This window comes from Geomonas diazotrophica (genome assembly GCF_019063885.1).
Classification (GTDB): domain Bacteria; phylum Desulfobacterota; class Desulfuromonadia; order Geobacterales; family Geobacteraceae; genus Geomonas; species Geomonas diazotrophica.
Map to the genome: position 1 here is coordinate 1,510,458 of NZ_CP077684.1, position 16,911 is coordinate 1,527,368.

At 64.5% G+C, this 16,911-nt stretch carries 15 protein-coding genes; 13 read left to right on the forward strand and 2 right to left on the reverse strand.

Annotation, left to right across the window (positions count from 1 at the left end):
- Window positions 1–10 precede the first annotated feature (10 nt).
- Window positions 11–1,798, forward strand: coding sequence for a sensor histidine kinase (locus KP003_RS06580; RefSeq protein WP_217300498.1), 1,788 nt, complete (start codon window positions 11–13; stop codon window positions 1,796–1,798).
- 12 nt (window positions 1,799–1,810) lie between these two features.
- Complete coding sequence (locus KP003_RS06585; protein WP_216791184.1) at window positions 1,811–2,779, forward strand: GGDEF domain-containing response regulator; 969 nt, start codon at window positions 1,811–1,813, stop codon at window positions 2,777–2,779.
- Here KP003_RS06585 and KP003_RS06590 read toward each other — a convergent pair.
- On the reverse strand, window positions 2,757–4,004 hold the full coding sequence (locus KP003_RS06590) for a peptidase U32 family protein (RefSeq protein ID WP_216791186.1): 1,248 nt from the start codon (window positions 4,002–4,004) through the stop codon (window positions 2,757–2,759). The genes KP003_RS06585 and KP003_RS06590 overlap by 23 nt on opposite strands.
- A 429-nt stretch (window positions 4,005–4,433) precedes the next feature.
- Between KP003_RS06590 and KP003_RS06595 the strand changes: the two genes are divergently transcribed.
- The 8 genes from KP003_RS06595 to KP003_RS06630 all read left to right on the forward strand — a co-directional run bounded on the left by KP003_RS06595 (window position 4,434) and on the right by KP003_RS06630 (window position 12,636).
- Window positions 4,434–5,435, forward strand: a complete 1,002-nt coding sequence (locus tag KP003_RS06595) for a LysM peptidoglycan-binding domain-containing protein (RefSeq protein WP_217300499.1) — start codon at window positions 4,434–4,436, stop codon at window positions 5,433–5,435.
- 19 nt (window positions 5,436–5,454) lie between these two features.
- Complete coding sequence (gene dprA / locus KP003_RS06600) at window positions 5,455–6,534, forward strand: DNA-processing protein DprA (protein WP_217300500.1); 1,080 nt, start codon at window positions 5,455–5,457, stop codon at window positions 6,532–6,534.
- Between the two features lie 25 nt (window positions 6,535–6,559).
- Window positions 6,560–8,902: a type I DNA topoisomerase gene (gene topA, locus KP003_RS06605; protein WP_216498723.1), complete on the forward strand. Its 2,343-nt coding sequence runs from the start codon at window positions 6,560–6,562 to the stop codon at window positions 8,900–8,902.
- A gap of 371 nt (window positions 8,903–9,273) precedes the next feature.
- Entirely contained in the window at window positions 9,274–10,584 is a 1,311-nt protein-coding gene (gene trmFO, locus KP003_RS06610) for a methylenetetrahydrofolate--tRNA-(uracil(54)-C(5))-methyltransferase (FADH(2)-oxidizing) TrmFO (RefSeq protein ID WP_217300501.1), read from the forward strand.
- Window positions 10,585–10,623: 39 nt separating this feature from the next.
- Window positions 10,624–10,824, forward strand: coding sequence for a hypothetical protein (locus KP003_RS06615; RefSeq protein ID WP_216498725.1), 201 nt, complete (start codon window positions 10,624–10,626; stop codon window positions 10,822–10,824).
- A 279-nt stretch (window positions 10,825–11,103) separates the two neighbouring features.
- Window positions 11,104–11,679, forward strand: a complete 576-nt coding sequence (locus KP003_RS06620) for a Maf family nucleotide pyrophosphatase (protein WP_216498726.1) — start codon at window positions 11,104–11,106, stop codon at window positions 11,677–11,679.
- A gap of 16 nt (window positions 11,680–11,695) precedes the next feature.
- On the forward strand, window positions 11,696–12,391 hold the full coding sequence (locus KP003_RS06625) for a YggS family pyridoxal phosphate-dependent enzyme (protein WP_216498727.1): 696 nt from the start codon (window positions 11,696–11,698) through the stop codon (window positions 12,389–12,391).
- A gap of 14 nt (window positions 12,392–12,405) precedes the next feature.
- Window positions 12,406–12,636 (forward strand): hypothetical protein, encoded by a 231-nt coding sequence (locus tag KP003_RS06630; protein WP_236026860.1) that lies wholly within the window; start codon window positions 12,406–12,408, stop codon window positions 12,634–12,636.
- On the opposite strand, the gene KP003_RS06635 is transcribed toward KP003_RS06630, so the two are convergent.
- On the reverse strand, window positions 12,633–13,010 hold the full coding sequence (locus KP003_RS06635; RefSeq protein ID WP_217300502.1) for a hypothetical protein: 378 nt from the start codon (window positions 13,008–13,010) through the stop codon (window positions 12,633–12,635). The genes KP003_RS06630 and KP003_RS06635 overlap by 4 nt on opposite strands.
- A gap of 349 nt (window positions 13,011–13,359) precedes the next feature.
- Between KP003_RS06635 and KP003_RS06640 the strand changes: the two genes are divergently transcribed.
- The 3 genes from KP003_RS06640 (at window position 13,360) to KP003_RS06650 (ending at window position 16,901) form a co-directional block, all read left to right on the forward strand.
- A complete protein-coding gene (locus tag KP003_RS06640) occupies window positions 13,360–14,982 on the forward strand; it encodes an ABC-F family ATP-binding cassette domain-containing protein (protein ID WP_216791196.1) in 1,623 nt (540 codons plus the stop codon).
- Between the two features lie 114 nt (window positions 14,983–15,096).
- Window positions 15,097–15,474, forward strand: a complete 378-nt coding sequence (locus KP003_RS06645; protein ID WP_216498731.1) for a hypothetical protein — start codon at window positions 15,097–15,099, stop codon at window positions 15,472–15,474.
- 227 nt (window positions 15,475–15,701) lie between these two features.
- The gene (locus KP003_RS06650) at window positions 15,702–16,901 is read left to right on the forward strand and encodes a class I SAM-dependent rRNA methyltransferase (RefSeq protein WP_216498732.1); all 1,200 of its coding nucleotides are present in this window, start codon (window positions 15,702–15,704) and stop codon (window positions 16,899–16,901) included.
- Window positions 16,902–16,911 lie beyond the last annotated feature (10 nt).

A 16,911-nucleotide genomic window follows, 5' to 3' on the forward strand; every position in this document is an offset into this window, starting at 1 on the left:
GAGGCCTTACATGCAAAGCAGACTGAAATTCCCGCTCAGGTTCAAGATGCTCCTCTCCCAACTCCTGGTGGTCTCGGTGGTGCTGAGCCTCATCACCTTTACCATGGCCAACCTGTTCCAGAAGGACAAGACCGCCTACATCCACGACCTCACCTCGACCATGGTGCTGCACACGGCCGAGGAGACCAACATGCTGGTGGCGGGGTACGCCGAGAAGCTGAGGCTCTTCTCCCGGCTGATGGGGGACCGGGAAATGGGGGGGCGCGAGCAGGCGCTGCAGGGGCTTTTCGAGGAGTTCGGCGAGTTCGTCATGGTGACGAGAAGCGGCCCGGACGGCGAGCAGAACGTCTACGACCGGGATGCGCTGGCAGGCGCCGGCATCACCCCGGGTCAGCTGCTGTCCTACCGGGAACGGCACCCGCTTCCCCCCATGCAGCCCCAGTCGGGACCGCGCCTGGAATTCTCCACGGTCGCCCCCGGGCTCCCCACCCTGACCCTCACCATAGCCGAGTCTGCCGCGAAAGGGGAGGAGCCGGTGGTCGCCTCCGGCGTGATCCGCCTGGATCGGCTGCAGCGGGTCGCCAGCCGCTCCCGGGTCTTCGACACCTTCCTGGTCGACGCCTCGGGGCGGTACCTGGCCCACGCCGACCGCGGCAAAATCGGCACCTCCCCGCAGACGGGGTGGTGGGGCAAGGTGCGGGGCACCCCGCGGCTGAGCGGCCTGACCCTCGAGTACCTAAACGGCGAGCGCGCCATGGTGGGAGGCTTCTCCCGCACCGAGCTCGCTGGGGTCACCGTCGGGGTGCAGATCCCAAAGAGCGCCGCCTTCCTCACCTCCCGGGCCCTGTTGGTGGATCTTTTGGTCCTCTCCCTGGTCCTCCTGGGGGGGGCGGCACTCTTGAGCCAGTTCTGGTCGCGACGGCTCACCCGCCCCATCGAGAAGCTCTCCGAGGCGACCGAGATGGTAGGGCAGGGGCGCTTCGAGATCGCGGTCCCCGCCCTCTCCCGGGACGAGATCGGCGCACTGGCGGGATCGTTCAACCGGATGGCGCAGGAGCTAAAGCAGCGGGAACAGGCGCTGAAGGAGCTTTACGGCCAGCTCGTGCAGTCGGAGAAGATGGCCGCCTTCGGTGCGCTCGGGGCGGGCATCGCCCACGAGGTAAAGAACCCGTTGGCGGGGATCCTCGGCATCACCCAGCTCTCGCTGCGCGGCGTGGAGAGCGGCCACCCGCTGGAGAAGAACCTGCACATCATCGAGAAGGAGACCAAGCGCTGCAAGACCATCATCGAAAACCTCCTGAAGTTCGCCCGGCAGGAACAGGTGGAGTTCGGTGAGGTGGACCTGGCCCAGGTGGTCGCGGACGCGCTGGCCATAGTGGACCACCAGCTGGGGATCAACAGCGTGAAGGTGGAAATGGAGGTGGAGCAGGGGCTGCCGGCCTGCCGCGGCAACGCGAACCAGCTGCAGCAGGTGCTCATGAACCTGATGATAAATGCACAGCAGGCCATGGGGGGGACGGCGGGGCTCGTGCGGCTTTCGGCGCGCCGGCTGGAGGAGGGGGCGCTGGAGCTGCGCGTCTCCGACAACGGCCCCGGGATCCCCAGGGAGATCCAGGCCAAGATCTTCGACCCCTTCTTCACCACCAAGCCGGCGGGGCAGGGGACGGGGCTGGGGCTTTCGGTGAGCTACGGCATCGTGAAGGACCACGGCGGCGAGATCCGCCTGGAGAGCGAGGAAGGGGGGGGGACCACCTTCATCATCACCCTCCCCACGCCTGCCGCCGCGAACGCGGCATAGAGGAGGACGGACATGCAGCTACTAGTCGTCGACGACGAGGAGACCTTGAGAAGCGTGGTGTCGCAGGTGCTTTCCGCGGACGGGTTCACCGTTTCCGAGGCGGCAAGCGGGGAGGAGGCGCTGGAGGCGTTCCGGGCCGTGTCGCACCCGCTGGTGATCACCGACATCAGGATGAGCGGCATGAGCGGCATCGAGCTTTTAAGCGAGATAAAGAGCCACAACCCGGACACCCAGGTGGTGATCATGACCAGCCACGCCTCGCTGGACAGCGCCCTGACGGCCCTCAGGGCCGGCGCCTACGACTACCTGGTGAAGCCGTTCGAGAGCCTGGACCTGATCTCGGCGGTGGCGGGGAGGGCGGCGGAGAAGGCGCGCCTCGTGGCGCAGAACCGGGAGCTCCTGGAACAGCTGACCAGGGCCAACCTCGAGCTGCAGGAGGCGAACCGGGCGCTCAAGGAGATGGCGGTGCGCGACGGTCTCACCTCGCTATACAATCACCGCTATTTCCAGGAGGCGCTGGCGCAGGAGGTGGCCCGCTCCAAGCGCTTCGACAAGCGCTGCAGCCTGATCTTTTTCGACGTGGACAACTTCAAGCAGTACAACGACACCCACGGGCACCCCGACGGGGACCGGCTCCTGAAGGGGCTGGCCCGGATCGTCATGTCCCACTCCCGGGCCTGCGACGTGGCGGCGCGCTACGGCGGGGAGGAGTTCGTGCTGCTGCTGCCGGAGACCGGCAAGGAGGGGGCGGTGAAGGCCGCCGAGGAGATGCGGGCGCGGGTGGCGGAGCACCCGTTTGCGGGGAGGGAGACCCAGCCCCTCGGGCGGGTCACGGTGAGCGTCGGGGTCGCCTCCTACCCGGAGGACGGGGGCGAGGCCCAGGCGCTCTTGGAGTGCGCGGACCAGCTTTTGTACCGCGCCAAGAACAGCGGCAGGAACAGGGTGGTGGCGGCCGGGGCTACCCCGTCTTCTCCCGCCTGATCAGGTCGAACTCGCCTCCCCCTTCCACGCCGGCGAGTATCACCTGCTGGTTGGGATGAGCAACGGCGAGAGGGATCCCCTCCAGGTCGGTCATCTCCGTCAGGGTGAAGCGGGTGAAGTGGGCACCTTGGCCGATCAGTTCCAGCACGTCCCCGGACTGGAGCCGGTTGCGCACCATGACCTGGACCCCCCCCGGCACCTCCTTTTCCACCAGCGCCACGAACTCGAAGTTGCGCACGTAGGTGGAGAGGTACTCGTGGTCGACATCGCGCGGCTTCCCGAGCAGGAAACCGGTGGTGTAGCCGCGGTGGCTGACCTTGGCCAGCTCCTCGAGCCACTCCGGCTTGAGCCGGTACCCCTGCGGGTCCTCCCAGTAGCGGTCCAGCGCCTCGCGGTAGATCCTTATCACGCTCGCCGCGTAGTAGATCCCCTTCATGCGCCCCTCGATCTTGAGTGAATCGACGCCGCACTCGACCAGCGCGGGGAGCTGCTCGATGAGGCAGAGGTCCTTGGAGTTGAAGATGAAGGTGCCGCTTTCGTCCTCGTGGATCGGGAAGTACTCGCCGGGGCGGGTCTCCTCGACGATGGAGTAGTTCCAGCGGCAGGGCTGGGTGCACTCCCCCTTGTTGGCGTCCCGCCCGGTCATGGCCGAGGAGAGGAGGCAGCGCCCGGAGTAGGAGATGCACATGGCGCCGTGGATGAAGACCTCGAGCTCCAGGTCGCAGCGCTGCGCCGTTTCCCTGATCCCGTCCAGGGACATCTCCCGCGCCAGGTTCACCCTCTTCACCCCCTGGGCCTGCCAGAAGCGGGCGGAGCGCCAGTTGGTGGTGTTGGCCTGGGTGGAGAGGTGGATGTCGCGCCCCGGGAAGCGCTCGGCGAGGAGTGCCACCACACCCGGGTCGGCGGCGATGAAGGCGTCGAAGGGGATGTCGGCCACCTCGGACAGGTAGCGCTCCAGGGTGGGGAGGTCGTCGTTGTCGGCGAAGGCGTTCACGGTGAGATAGACCTTCACCCCGTGCCGGTGCGCGTAGGCCACCGCCTCGTCGAGTTCGAGCCTGGTGAAGTTTCCCGCCAGGTTGCGCAGGCCGAAGGCCTTCCCCCCGAGGTAGACCGCGTCCGCACCGTAGCGGATCGCCACCTTCAGTTTCTCCATGTTGCCGGCAGGCGCCAGCAGCTCCGGTTTCACCCTCGGGCGTACCCGCCGCTCCCCCTGTGCCTCAGCCATTTGCAACGTCTCCAGCTCCCTATCGCTACCAGTCAAGCCATACTCCTTGTGGGCGTTTCGCCGCCGAACGGCATTCGCGCCGCGACGGCGTCCCCTGCACCGGGACAACCTAGCACATACCGGGCAGCCAAGGGAACCCCCCAAAGGCGCTTTCCCCTTGACATTGATAGGCAAAAGGCTTTAATTATGTTAAATTTTTTCCGGTACCAAGGGTTGTCGGCCCGAAAGAGCGATCGTCTAAGTCTTCGGTTTTACGAATTTATTCGGCACCCTTTTTCCGCTCTACCCCTCGAAACGGGTCCCGAAAACTAATGAATGGTTGGTCGTCGTTCCGGTTACTGATGTCATGAGCGCTGTATCATTTTGCACGCCTCGCCGCCGGGTTAGGGCGAGGAGGAGGGTGGGGCGAGCGTGCCCCTAAAGGAGCCTATGAAAAAACACCTCTGTCTGGCACTGCTCTTACTGGGCCTGGCCGCTACCGTACCGTTTGCGGCGGCGCAGGAGCAACCCACCATCTACACCATCGTTCCCGGCGACACCCTCTGGGGATTGTCGCAGCGCTTCCTGAAGGACCCCTACTACTGGCCCAACGTCTGGGCCAACAACCAGGCCGTCGGCAACCCCCATTTCATCTACCCGGGCCAGAAGGTCCGCATCTATTCGGATCGCATCGAGATCGAACAGCTGCCGGTTTCTGCCTTGCCCAAGCAGGCGCCCCCTCCCCAGGAACTGCGCGAGGAACCGCAGCCGGCGACCTTCGCCGTGAACGGCAGCGAAGGGTTCCTGATGGAGAACGGCATGCAGCCCTCCGGGACCGTGATCTCCCTGCACCAGAACAGAGAGATGGCCGGGACCGACGACATCGTCTACACCGACATCGGGCGCGTCCACGGCGCGAACCCCGGCGACCGTTACCAGGTCTTCAAGAAGATCGGCCCGGTGAGCCATCCGGTCACCAACGTCATCCTCGGGCAGCAGGTGATACCGCTTGGGGAGCTGCAGCTCTCCGAGCTCGAGGATAAGGCCTCCAGGGCCATCGTCACCAAGTCCTTCCAGGAAATCAGCGCCGGCTCCTTCCTGCTCCCCTACCAGGAGCGCAAGCTGACCATCACGCTTAAGTCCGCGGACCGCGACCTGACCGGCTACATCGTGCAGACCCAGACCGGCAACACCGCCCTCGCGGTGAACGACGTGGTCTTCCTCGACCTGGGCAAGGCCCAGGGGGTGCAGCCGGGCAACATGCTCTACATCGTGCGCGACGTGGTGCCCGACCAGCGCTACGCCAACGCCAAGATCGAGAAGCTCCCGGTTGAGGTGGTCGGCGCCCTGGTGGTGGTCTCCACCGGCATGAACAGCTCCACCGCCGTCATCGTGAAGAGCGTGGACACCGTGTACCGCGGCGACCGCGTGGAGATGAAAAAGAGCAGGTGACGCCAAAGGGGGTAACCCCATGGATCACTACTACTGGTTCGCGCTGAAATCGGTGCCGCAGGTGGGCAACGTCACCTTCCTGCGGCTTCTGGCGCACTTCGGTTCCCCCGAGAAGGCCCTCAAGGCCTCCCTCGATGAGCTCTGCTCCGTGAAGGGGGTGAGCGCTGCGGCCGCCCGATCGATTGCGGAGCACGACTGCCGCGACGAGGCCGCGGCCGAGTGCGAGAAGGTGCAGGCGGCAGGCGTCCAGGTGGTGGACGTCCTCTCCGAGCGCTACCCGCGCCTGTTGATGCAGATAGCGGACCCTCCCCCCTTCTTCTGCCTCATGGGGTCGCTCCAGGGGAGCGAGACCGCCGTCGCCATGGTCGGCTCCCGGCACGCCTCCCAGTATGGGTTGTGCACCGCGACCCGCCTCGCCAGGGAGCTTGCGGAACAGGGGGTGACGGTTGTGTCCGGGATGGCTCGCGGCATCGACACGGCCAGCCACTGGGGGTGCCTGAAGGCTGGAGGGCGCAGCATCGCGGTCCTTGGCTGCGGCGTCGACGTGATCTACCCGCCGGAGAACGACGCCCTGTACCGCGCCCTGTGCGACGGGGGGGCGCTGGTCAGCGAGTTCCCCATGGGGACCTCCCCACTCCCCGAGAACTTCCCCCGGCGCAACCGCATCATAAGCGCCCTTGCCAGGGGCGTGCTGGTCGTCGAGGCGGGGGAGGGGAGCGGTTCGCTGATCACGGCGCAATACGCGCTGGAGCAGGGACGAGAGGTCTTCGCCGTCCCGGGCAACGTGACCACGTCCGGCAGCCGCGGCGTCAACGGCCTCATCAAGCAGGGGGCCAAACTAGTGGAGCGGGTGGAGGACATCCTCGAGGAGCTTGCCATAGAGCCGCAGGCGACGCACCCCCTGCAAAAGCCCCCCTCCTTCCCGCTCACCCCGCAAGAGGCAGAGCTTTACGCCCTGCTCTGCCAGGGCGTGCTGCAGATCGACGAAATCATCGTACAGAGCGCGTTGACAGCCGGCGAGGTTTCCGCTACCTTACTTCGCTTGGAAATGAAAGGGATCATCACCCAGCTTCCCGGCAAGCGCTTTGCGGTCGTCTGAACCAATACCGTACCCAGGTGGACACATGTCTCAGAATCTCGTCATAGTCGAGTCTCCCGCCAAGGCGAAGACCATTGAAAAATTTCTCGGCCCCGATTACAAGGTGCTTGCGTCGTTCGGCCACGTGCGCGCTCTTCCCAGCAAGCAGGGGTCCGTGGACGTGGAGCACGATTTCGAGCCCAAGTACGCGGTGCTCCCCGAGAGCAAGAAACACATAGACGCCATCAAGAAGGAGATGAAGGGGATCTCCTCGCTGCTCTTGGCGACGGACCCCGACCGCGAGGGGGAGGCCATCTCCTGGCACCTGCTGGCGGCGCTCGGTCTCGACGGCAAGAAGAAGGTTCCCTTCGACATCCAGCGGGTGGTGTTCCACGAGATCACCAAGGACGCCATCGTGCACGCGGTGCAGCACCCGCGCGGGATCTCCGAGCCCCTGGTCGACGCGCAGCAGGCGCGCTCGATTTTGGACTACCTGGTCGGCTTCACCCTCTCGCCGTTTCTGTGGAAGAAGATCCGCTACGGCCTCTCCGCCGGGCGCGTGCAGTCGGTCGCGCTGAGGCTCATCTGCGAGCGCGAGAAGGAGATCCAGGCGTTCAAGGAGCAGGAGTACTGGACCATCGGGGCGAAGCTCGAGACCGCGAAGAAGCAGGGGCTCACCGCGACGCTGGTAGAGGCCCACGGCAAGAAGCTCGGCAAGTTCGACATCCCCGACCGCGAGGTCGCCTTCGGGCTCTACGAGAAACTGGGCGGCAAGGGCGAATTCCCCAAGCAGGAAGGGGACGATGGCGCGACGCCGCTCGTGGTGCGGACGCCGGCGAACCCCGAGTACCGGGTCGACAAGGTCACCAAGAGCGAGAGAAAGCGCTCCCCGTCCCCGCCGTTCACCACCTCCACCCTGCAGCAGGAAGCGGCCAGGAAGCTCGGCTTCTCCGCCAAGAAGACCATGTCCACCGCCCAGAAGCTGTACGAGGGCATCGACGTCGGCGAGGGCGCGGTCGGTCTCATCACCTACATGCGTACCGACTCCGTGGCGCTCTCCAACGTGGCCCTCGAGGACGCCCGCCAGCTGATCACCTCGCTCTACGGCAAGGAATACGCACTGGAGAAGCCCCGCTTCTTCAAGAACAAGTCCAAGAACGCCCAGGAGGCCCACGAGGCGGTCCGCCCGACCTACATCTCCAAGACCCCCATCGAGGTGAAGAAGTTCCTCACCTCGGACCAGTTCAAGCTCTACGATCTGATCTGGAAGAGGACCGTCGCCTGCCAGATGGCCGAGGCGCTTTTGGACCAGACCTCCGTCGAGATCACCGCCGGGGCAGGTTTCCGCTTCCGCGTCGCCGGCACCGTGATCCGCTTCGCCGGGTTCATGAAGCTCTACATCGAGGGGGTCGACGACGAGGCGGAGGACAAGGAGAAGGAAGGGACGCTCCCGCCGATGGCCGAGGGGGACATCCTCAAGCTGCAGCAGTTGCTGCCCGAGCGCCACTTCACCCAGCCGCCGCCGCGCTACACCGAGGCGACCCTGGTGAAGACTCTGGAGGAGTACGGCATCGGGCGCCCGTCCACCTACGCCTCGATCATGAACACCATCATCGAGCGCAAGTACGCGCGCCTGGACAAGAAGCGCTTCTTCCCCGAGGACGTCGGCATGGTGGTCTCGGACCTCCTGACCAACCATTTCAACCAGTACGTCGACTACAACTTCACCGCCAACCTCGAGGAGCAGCTCGACATGGTGTCGCGCGGCGAGAAGCAGTGGCGTCCGCTGCTGCACGAGTTCTGGGGACCCTTCATCAACCTTTTGAAGTTGAAGGAAGGGGAGGTGAGCAAGTCCGACCTGACCACCGAGGCGACCGACGAGGTCTGCCCCGAATGCGGCAAGCCGCTGGTGGTGAAACTCGGCAAGTTCGGCAAGTTCTACGCCTGCACCGGCTATCCCGAGTGCCGCTACATCCGTCCGCTGGACAAGGAGACCGGCGAGGTGGTCGAGCCGGTGGTGTCCGAGGAGGTGTGCGACAAGTGCGGCAGCCACATGCTGATCAAGGACGGGCGTTTCGGCAAGTACCTGGCCTGTTCCGCGTATCCCAACTGCAAGAACATCCAGCCCTTGGTGAAGCCGAAGGGAACCGGCATCACCTGCACCTCCTGCGGCAAGGGGGAGCTGATCGAGAAGAAGTCCCGTTTCGGCAAGCTCTTCTACTCTTGCAACCGCTATCCCGAGTGCAAGTTCGCCCTGTGGGACCTCCCGGTGCAGAAGCCCTGTCCCAAGTGCGGTTTCCCGCTTCTGGTGAAGAAGGTCTACAAGCGCGAAGGCGAGTTCCTGAAGTGTCCCAAGGAAGGGTGCGACTACCAGAGCAACAAGGAGTAGGTGCGAGGGGACTGGCTCCGCAGGTGCCTGTCCCCTTTAGCGCAGCTATGAATAGCGTACGCGGGGTCTTCGGACCCCGCTTTGATTTTGGCGGCACAAAGAACAAAAGCTTCAACGCAAAGGCGCCAAGCCGCAAAGGCGCAAAGGGAAATACGGGTTTGGTTTCCCATTTAAGAGTTTTGCTGGTTTCTTCGCGTCTCTGTGCCTTTGCGTCTTTGCGTTAAATTAATCGCTTTTGGTTTATCGGCTTGTTTTAGCGTCTTTACGGCTTCACGTTAAATAGAAGATTTTGGTTTGCGGCTTGTATCTATGCGCCTTCGCGACTTTGCGCCTTTGCGTTAAAGTTTTTGTTTAAAGATTTAGGAGACTGAATGACCCAGCAGATCACGGTAATAGGCGGCGGACTGGCCGGATGCGAGGCGGCCTGGCAGGCGGCGCAGCGTGGCGTGAAGGTCCGCCTGTACGAGATGAAACCCAACCAGTACTCCGAGGCGCATAACCTCCCCGGGCTCTCCGAACTGGTCTGCTCCAACTCCCTGCGCGGCGATTCCCTGGAGAACGCGGTTGGGCTCTTGAAGGAGGAACTGCGCCGCCTGGACTCGCTGTTCATGGAGGGGGCGCAGGCCACCAAGGTCCCCGCCGGCGGTGCGCTGGCCGTGGACCGCGAACTTTTCTCCGCCTACATCACCCGCAAGATCGAGGAGCACCCGAATATCGAGGTGGTGCACGAGGAGGTGACCCACATCCCGCAGGAGGGGATCGTGGTGGTCGCCTCGGGACCGCTCACCAGCGGCGCCTTGGCTGAGGAGATCGGCCGCCTGGCCGGCAGCTACCTCTACTTCTACGACGCCATCGCCCCCATCGTCGCCGCGGACTCCATCGACTACGACAAGGCCTTCCGCGCCTCCCGCTACGGCAAGGGGGACGGCGACGACTACCTGAACTGCCCGATGGACCAGGAGCAGTACCACGAATTCGTCAAGGAACTCCTGGCCGCCGAGAAGGTGGAGCCCAAGAGCTTCGAAAAGGTGGTGCACTTCGAGGGGTGCATGCCGATCGAGGAGATGGCGAGCCGTGGCGTGGAGACGCTGCGCTTTGGCCCGATGAAGCCGGTGGGGCTCGCCGATCCCCGCGTCGGGGAGGAGCCTTACGCGGTGATCCAACTGCGCCAGGAAAACCGGGAGGCGACCATGTTCAACCTGGTCGGTTTCCAGACCAAGCTCACCTGGCCCGAGCAGAAGCGGATCTTCCGGATGGTCCCGGGGCTTGAACAGGCGCAGTTCCTGCGGCTTGGCTCCATGCACCGCAACACCTTCATCAACGCGCCGCAGCTTCTCCTGGCAACCTGCCAGCTGAAGAGCGATCCCCGGATCCTGTTCGCCGGGCAGATCACCGGTGTCGAGGGGTACGTCGAATCCGCCTCCAGCGGCTTCGTGGCAGGCGTCAACGCAGCGCGGCTTGCCAAAGGGGAGGCGTTGGTCGTCCCCCCCGCCGAAACCGCCATCGGCGCCCTGGCGCGCCACATCACCAACACCGAGGCGGCGCACTTCCAGCCGATGAACGTGAACTACGGGCTCTTTCCGCCGCTTGTCGGGCGGATCAAGAAGAAGGAAAAACGCGGGCTTTTGGCGCAAAGAGGCCTGGAGGCGCTGGAGAAGTGGCTCCCCGAGGTGAACGGGTAGCCGCCGCAGCGCTCCCCGAGGCGCGCCGAGGAGGGTGTCATGACGGGGAACAAGGAACAGCAGGAAATAAGCGTCATCGGGCGACTCCTTTCGCTGGAGGCCCTGGTCTTCGTGATGGGGGTGGCCTTGGTCATCTACGGTCTAGCCACCGGCACCCACTGGAAGACCATCATGGGTGTCGCCGTGGTGCTGGCGGTCGTCCTCATCTTCCGCTTCTGCCGCCGTCGTAGGGGCGAATAACAAACAGCCATTTGCCCGGCCGAGTCAGTAGCGGGGTAGAACTGGCGCAGCCAACGACGGTTTCGTAGGGGCGAATAAACATTCGCCCAGCCGCCGCTGCCCCGTCACCGTCAGTAGCGTGGTAGAACAGAGCCCGGCCAACGACGGTTTCGTAGGGGCGAATAAACATTCGCCCAGCCGCCGCTGCCCCGACCACCGCTGATGCACGAGAGCCACTGGCGCGACCAAGGGGGGCGAATGATTATTCGCCCCTACAGTTTCCGCGATGAAGGAGAAAACATGTCTGCAACACCCATCGTACTAGCCTCCGCATCCCCCAGGCGCAGCGAGCTCCTGGAGTCGGCGGGGATCAGCTTCCGCGTCCTCCCCGCCGACATCTGCGAGGACCAGCTCCCCGGCGAGGAACCGGTCGACCACGTGCTGCGCCTGGCCGAGGGAAAGGCGCGGGCCGCTGCCGAAAAGACCGAGGGACGCTTCTTCCTCGGCGCCGACACCATCGTCCTTTGCGACGGTGAGATCATGGGCAAGCCCAAGGACCACGCCGACGCCACGCGCATGCTGAAGAAACTCTCCGGGGTGCCCCACGAGGTGGTGACCGGCTTCGCCATCTACGACCGCGAGCGCGACGGCGCCTTGGTGGAGGCGGTGCGCACCAAGGTCTTTTTCAAAAAGCTGCGCGACGAGGAGATCGAGGCCTACATCGCCACCGGCTGTCCCTTCGACAAGGCGGGGGGGTACGCCATCCAGGGGGGCGCCGCGCACATGGTGCAAAAGATCGACGGTTCCTACACCAACGTGGTGGGGCTGCCGCTGTGCGAGGTGGTCGAAAAGCTCAGGGTGCTGGGAGCGCTGTAAAGCGAAGGGGGATGCGATGGGAGAGATTGCCGAACATCTCAAGGAGATCCGGGAGCGCATCGCGCAGGCGGCTGCCAGGGGCGGCCGCGATCCGGAGGAGGTGCGCCTGGTCGCCGTCTCCAAGACCAAGCCTGCCGCGGCCGTAGCCGAGGCCTTCGCCTGCGGCCAGACCATCTTCGGCGAGAATTACGTCCAGGAACTGGTGGCGAAACAGCCAGAGCTTCCCGGGGGGCTTTGCTGGCATTTCATAGGGAGCCTGCAGAGCAACAAGGTGCGCCAGATCGCCGGCAAGGTCGACCTGATCCACTCGGTGGACCGCCTGAGCCTCGCCCGCGAGATCGACCGGCAGTGGGGCGCCCTGGGCAAGGCGTGCGACATCCTGGTCCAGGTGAACATCTCCCGCGAGGAGACCAAGGGGGGGACCAGCAGCGAAGAGCTCATCGGCCTGGTGCGCGAGCTGGCGCAACTGCCGCACCTCAGGGTGAAGGGGCTCATGACCATGCCCCCCTTCTTCGATGACCCCGAGGGGGCACGTCCTTATTTCCGGAAACTGCGCGAGCTGGCCGACGAGGTGAGACGGGCGGGCATCCCGGCAGTGGAGATGCGGGAACTCAGCATGGGGATGTCCGGCGATTTCGAGGCCGCCATAGAGGAAGGCGCCACCCTGGTGCGGGTCGGCTCCGCCCTGTTCGGCGAGCGTCACTACCACTGAAGGGGGAGAGCATGGTGCCACAGCAGATAAGGGAGGTGTCAAAGCTACGGCGCCCCTTCGTAGTCGCGGGCGCCGTGGTGGGGGCGTTGCTGAGCGGTTGGTATCTCTACGACAGTTTCGGCAGGAGCGGCATCTCTGCCGATCCCATCTGGACCCGGTTCGTCAACGTCGCCCTGATCATGTTCGTGGCCATCTACCTGGCCAACCTGCTGCGACGCGGCGTCGAGGCCTTGAAGAGGCGCTAGTCCTCCTCGGCTATCTTGGCACGTATCGGGACCAGCGCCAGGAAGCCGGAAGCCCTCTGAGCGATGAGCGATTCCAGTACGGCGAACAGCAGGGAGATGGTGGCGTAAAAGGCGAGCGCCGCCTCCATGGAGGCCGGGATGGAGAGGTCGTGCGGGGAGTTGCGCACCATCCAGATCATGGCGACCGCCGCCGCGCCGCAGCCGAACTGGCGCCACACCCAGCTGTTCTGCTCGACGAGAAGCTGCATCAGCTGCTCGATCTCCCCCTCGAGGAAGTACCGTTCCGCGACGATCCAGGACATGTAGATGCGAGGCAGCATGACTGCGGTCATGGTCATGGTGACGGTCATCATCAGTGCGCCGAACATGTTCATAAATCCCCCTCCTGCTGTTGGATCAGTTTCGTTTCCCTGCCTGTAGCACAAACAACGCCCAAAAACCTCCCCTGCGACATTATCTCTCATTAAGAACAAAGCCGTGTCATTTCGGGTCGTTGTACGACTGCGAGCACCCTCCGGCGCGGAGCCGGAAGGGAGCGGGCTCTGCTCCCTGTACGGTATTTGAACAGTCGCTGTTCGGTTATTACGCGAAATGACCCAGGGCGCGCTCTGCTCCCCTGCGCGCAGTACCAAAGAACGGGTGATCCTTGACAAAATTTAAGTTGTCACTGCTGCGGCTTCGTGCTAACGCTGAAAAGTTGCGAATTCAGCATAGGGAGAAAGCATGATCCATCTGTCCAACATAACCAAACAGCACGGCTCGCAGGTCCTGTTCCGCGATGCCAGCTTCCAGATCCTTCCCGGCAGCCGCTCCGGCCTGGTCGGTCCCAACGGCGCGGGGAAGACCTCGCTCTTCAGGATCATCACCGGCGAGGAAGAGGTCGACGCCGGCGAAATCACCCTGGCCAAGAAGACCACCATCGGCTACTTCTCGCAGAATATCGGGGAAATGGCGGGGCGTTCGGCGCTGGAAGAGGTGATGGCGGTTTCGGCCGAGACGGTGCGCCTTGCCGCAGAGCTGAAGCAGATGGAGGAGCAGATGGGGCTTCCCATGTCCGACGACGATATGGCCTCCCTCCTGGAGCGCTACGGCTCCGCGATGGAGGAGTTCGAGCACAGGGGGGGCTACGACCTCGATTCGCGTGCCAAGGAGGTGTTGACCGGTCTCGGCATCGGACCGGAGCGCTTTCACAACCCGGTGGAGTCCTTCAGCGGCGGCTGGCGCATGCGCGTGGCCCTGGCGGGGATACTCACCCTGCAGCCCGACGTGCTGTTACTGGACGAGCCGACCAACCACCTCGACGTCGAGTCGATCATCTGGCTGGAGGAGTGGATCGCCAGCGAGTACAAGGGCGCGCTCCTCATGACCAGCCACGACCGCGACTTCATGAACCGCGTGGTGAACCGGATCGTCGAGGTGGCCAACAAGACCGTCACCACCTACGGCGGCAACTACGACTTCTACGAGAGGGAGCGCGAGATCCGCCGCGAGCAGCTCCTGGCGAGCTACAAGCGCCAGCAGGAGATGCTGGCCAAGGAAGAGGAGTTCATCGCCCGTTTCGCCGCCCGTGCCTCGCACGCGGCTCAGGTGCAGTCGAGGGTGAAGAAGATCGAGAAGATCGAGCGCATCGAGATCCCGCCCGAGGAGCGGGTGGTCAAGTTCGAGTTCGCCACCCCGCCCCGAAGCGGCGACGACGTGGTGGTGATGGACAACCTTGGTAAGAGCTGGGCGAACCCCGACGGCAGCGTGCATCCGATCTTCTCGGGGGTCACCGGCGTCATCAAGCGCATGAGCAAGATCGCCGTGGTCGGGGTGAACGGCGCCGGCAAATCGACCTTCCTTAAGACCGTCGCCGGCCAGACCGAAGCCACCGAGGGGAGCGTGAACCTCGGGGCCAACGTCGAGCTCGGCTATTTCAGCCAGCACGCCATGGAGGTCCTCGACCCCAAGAAGACCATCTTCGAGACGGTGCAGGACGTCATCCCGATGGCCACCATCGGCGTGATCCGCAACCTGCTGGGAGCCTTCCTGTTCCAGGGGGACGACGTCGACAAGCGGATCGAGAACCTCTCCGGCGGCGAGAAGAGCCGCGTGGTGCTCGCCACCTTGCTGGCGCGCCCGGTCAACTTCCTGGTGCTGGACGAGCCGACCAACCACCTGGACATCCGCTCCCGCGAGATTCTCCTGGATGCCCTGGAGAGCTTCCAGGGGACCGTTATCCTGGTGAGCCACGACCGCCACTTCCTGCGCAAGCTGGTGGACCGGGTCATCGAGGTCGATCACGGCGAGATGCGGCTCTACGAGGGGAACTACGACTACTACCTCTCCAAGACGGCCCATGCCTGAGCCGGGCGGTTCAAAGATTAGCGCCCCTTACATTCAGTGTTTGCCTTGAGCGGCCGCTCCGTGCTATAAGAGCGGTGCTCAAAATTCAATGACACCCGGACAAAGGAGATTGTAATGTCGAAAAAACAGAACGAAATGACCTTCAAATACATCTTTACCTACGATTACAACCCCGTTTACGTCAACGGTGCGCACGGCGGGATCTCCCCGCGCGGTGAACTGGTCATCAACTTCTACCTCGAGCGCCAGCCGCTGCCGAACGCCATCAGCCACGAGATCACCCAGGCGGGGCAGATCGGTCCGGAGACCGAGGTCGAGCCGTCGGATCTGGGGCGCAGCCTCGTGCGCCAGGTGATCAACGGCATCGTGGTGAACCACCAGACCGCACGCGAGCTGCACTACTGGCTGGGCGAGAAGCTCAAGGAGCTCGACGCGTTGGAGCAGGCGCGCCAGGCGATGGCGGCCGAGCAGGCCGGCCAGGTCACCCACTAGCAGAGCGCCACAATCTGAGTAAAAGGGGCGGCATCCCGCGGGGGATCGCCGCCCCTGTTTTTTGTCGATCCGGCATGGCAACCGTCCCGTGCCCTCGGGGCGCAGGGGCGCGCACCACGATCTGTCGGGGCGAACAATCATTCGCCCCCCAACCGCGGACGGCGAGGGCGCTACCCCCGTCTGGAGCGGTGGGCGAGGCGTAGCGCATAGTTTTTAGAAGGAGTCACATGTCCAGACAGTGCGTGGTAGGAAACGAGTCGGTGCGGATGATCGAGCTGGGGCACCCGTGGATCATCGCCGATGCCTATACCAGGAAGTGGCCCGCGGGTGAGGCGGGGGACCTGGTGGAGCTTGTGGACGGCGCCGGGCGCTTCCTGGCCGCGGCACTTCTGGACCCCAAGGACCGCATCGTGGCCCGGGTCCTGTCGCGGGAGCGGATGCGCCTGGACCGGGGCTGGGTGCAGGCGCGTCTGGAGCGGGCGGTGGCGCTGCGGAAAAACCACGCCGACCTGGACGACTCGGACGCGTACCGGCTGGTGAACGGCGAGGGTGACGGCCTACCCGGGCTGACGGTGGACCGTTACGGTGACTACCTCATGGTGCAGGTCTACTGCTCGGGGTGGCGCAGGCATCTGAAACTGGTGACGCAGTCGCTCGAGGAGCTCCTGGCGCCGGCGGGGATCTACGAGAAGGGACGCCCCCAGAACACCCGGGAGCTGGAATCGGAGAGCGACGACAAGAAGTACGGCCGCCTGCTTGCGGGAACGGCCGCGGCGGAGCCTCTGCTGGTCCGCGAGAACGGACTCACCTACCGGGTCAGCCTGGAGCGCGGGCTCAACACCGGGCTCTTCCTCGACATGCGCAAGAACCGCCGCGACCTCATGGCGCGGGTCAAGGGAAAGCGCTTTCTGAACCTCTTCTCCTATACCGGCGCCTTCTCGGTTGCCGCCGCCGCGGCCGGGGCGAGCCTGGTGACCAGCGTCGACGCCTCCGCCGGCTACATGGCGCAGGCCCGGGAGAACTTCGAGCTGAACCGGCTGAACCCGAAGCGGCACGAGTTCCTGGTGGGGGACTGTTTCACCGTGCTGGACGAGCTGGCCCGGCAGAAGAAGGTCTACGACGTGATCCTCATGGATCCCCCCTCCTTCTCCACCACCGCCAAGAGCCGCTTCACCACGCGCGGCGGCACCTCGGACCTGGTGGCCGCGGCGCTCAAGCTGCTCAAAGGCGGAGGGTTACTGATCTCCTCCTCAAACCATCAGAAGGTGGACCTGGCGGACTACCTAAAGGAGCTGCGCCGCGGCGCGCTGCAGGGGGGGGACCAGCTGCAGGTGGTTTCCTTCAGCGGCCAGCCCGAGGATTTTCCCTACCCCGTGACCTTCCCCGAAGGACGCTACCTGAAGTACGTCATCGCCGTGAAGTGGTGAAAGGGGAGGG

Excerpts from the sequence above, each read along its gene's own strand:
- KP003_RS06580 (WP_217300498.1), top strand. The coding sequence starts at position 11 with ATGCAAAGCAGACTGAAATTCCCGCTCAGGTTCAAGATGCTCCTCTCC.
- KP003_RS06585 (WP_216791184.1), top strand. The coding sequence starts at position 1,811 with ATGCAGCTACTAGTCGTCGACGACGAGGAGACCTTGAGAAGCGTGGTG.
- KP003_RS06590 (WP_216791186.1), bottom strand. The coding sequence starts at position 4,004 with ATGGCTGAGGCACAGGGGGAGCGGCGGGTACGCCCGAGGGTGAAACCG.
- KP003_RS06595 (WP_217300499.1), top strand. The coding sequence starts at position 4,434 with ATGAAAAAACACCTCTGTCTGGCACTGCTCTTACTGGGCCTGGCCGCT.
- dprA (WP_217300500.1), top strand. The coding sequence starts at position 5,455 with ATGGATCACTACTACTGGTTCGCGCTGAAATCGGTGCCGCAGGTGGGC.
- topA (WP_216498723.1), top strand. The coding sequence starts at position 6,560 with ATGTCTCAGAATCTCGTCATAGTCGAGTCTCCCGCCAAGGCGAAGACC.
- trmFO (WP_217300501.1), top strand. The coding sequence starts at position 9,274 with ATGACCCAGCAGATCACGGTAATAGGCGGCGGACTGGCCGGATGCGAG.
- KP003_RS06615 (WP_216498725.1), top strand. The coding sequence starts at position 10,624 with ATGACGGGGAACAAGGAACAGCAGGAAATAAGCGTCATCGGGCGACTC.
- KP003_RS06620 (WP_216498726.1), top strand. The coding sequence starts at position 11,104 with ATGTCTGCAACACCCATCGTACTAGCCTCCGCATCCCCCAGGCGCAGC.
- KP003_RS06625 (WP_216498727.1), top strand. The coding sequence starts at position 11,696 with ATGGGAGAGATTGCCGAACATCTCAAGGAGATCCGGGAGCGCATCGCG.
- KP003_RS06635 (WP_217300502.1), bottom strand. The coding sequence starts at position 13,010 with ATGAACATGTTCGGCGCACTGATGATGACCGTCACCATGACCATGACC.
- KP003_RS06640 (WP_216791196.1), top strand. The coding sequence starts at position 13,360 with ATGATCCATCTGTCCAACATAACCAAACAGCACGGCTCGCAGGTCCTG.
- KP003_RS06645 (WP_216498731.1), top strand. The coding sequence starts at position 15,097 with ATGTCGAAAAAACAGAACGAAATGACCTTCAAATACATCTTTACCTAC.
- KP003_RS06650 (WP_216498732.1), top strand. The coding sequence starts at position 15,702 with ATGTCCAGACAGTGCGTGGTAGGAAACGAGTCGGTGCGGATGATCGAG.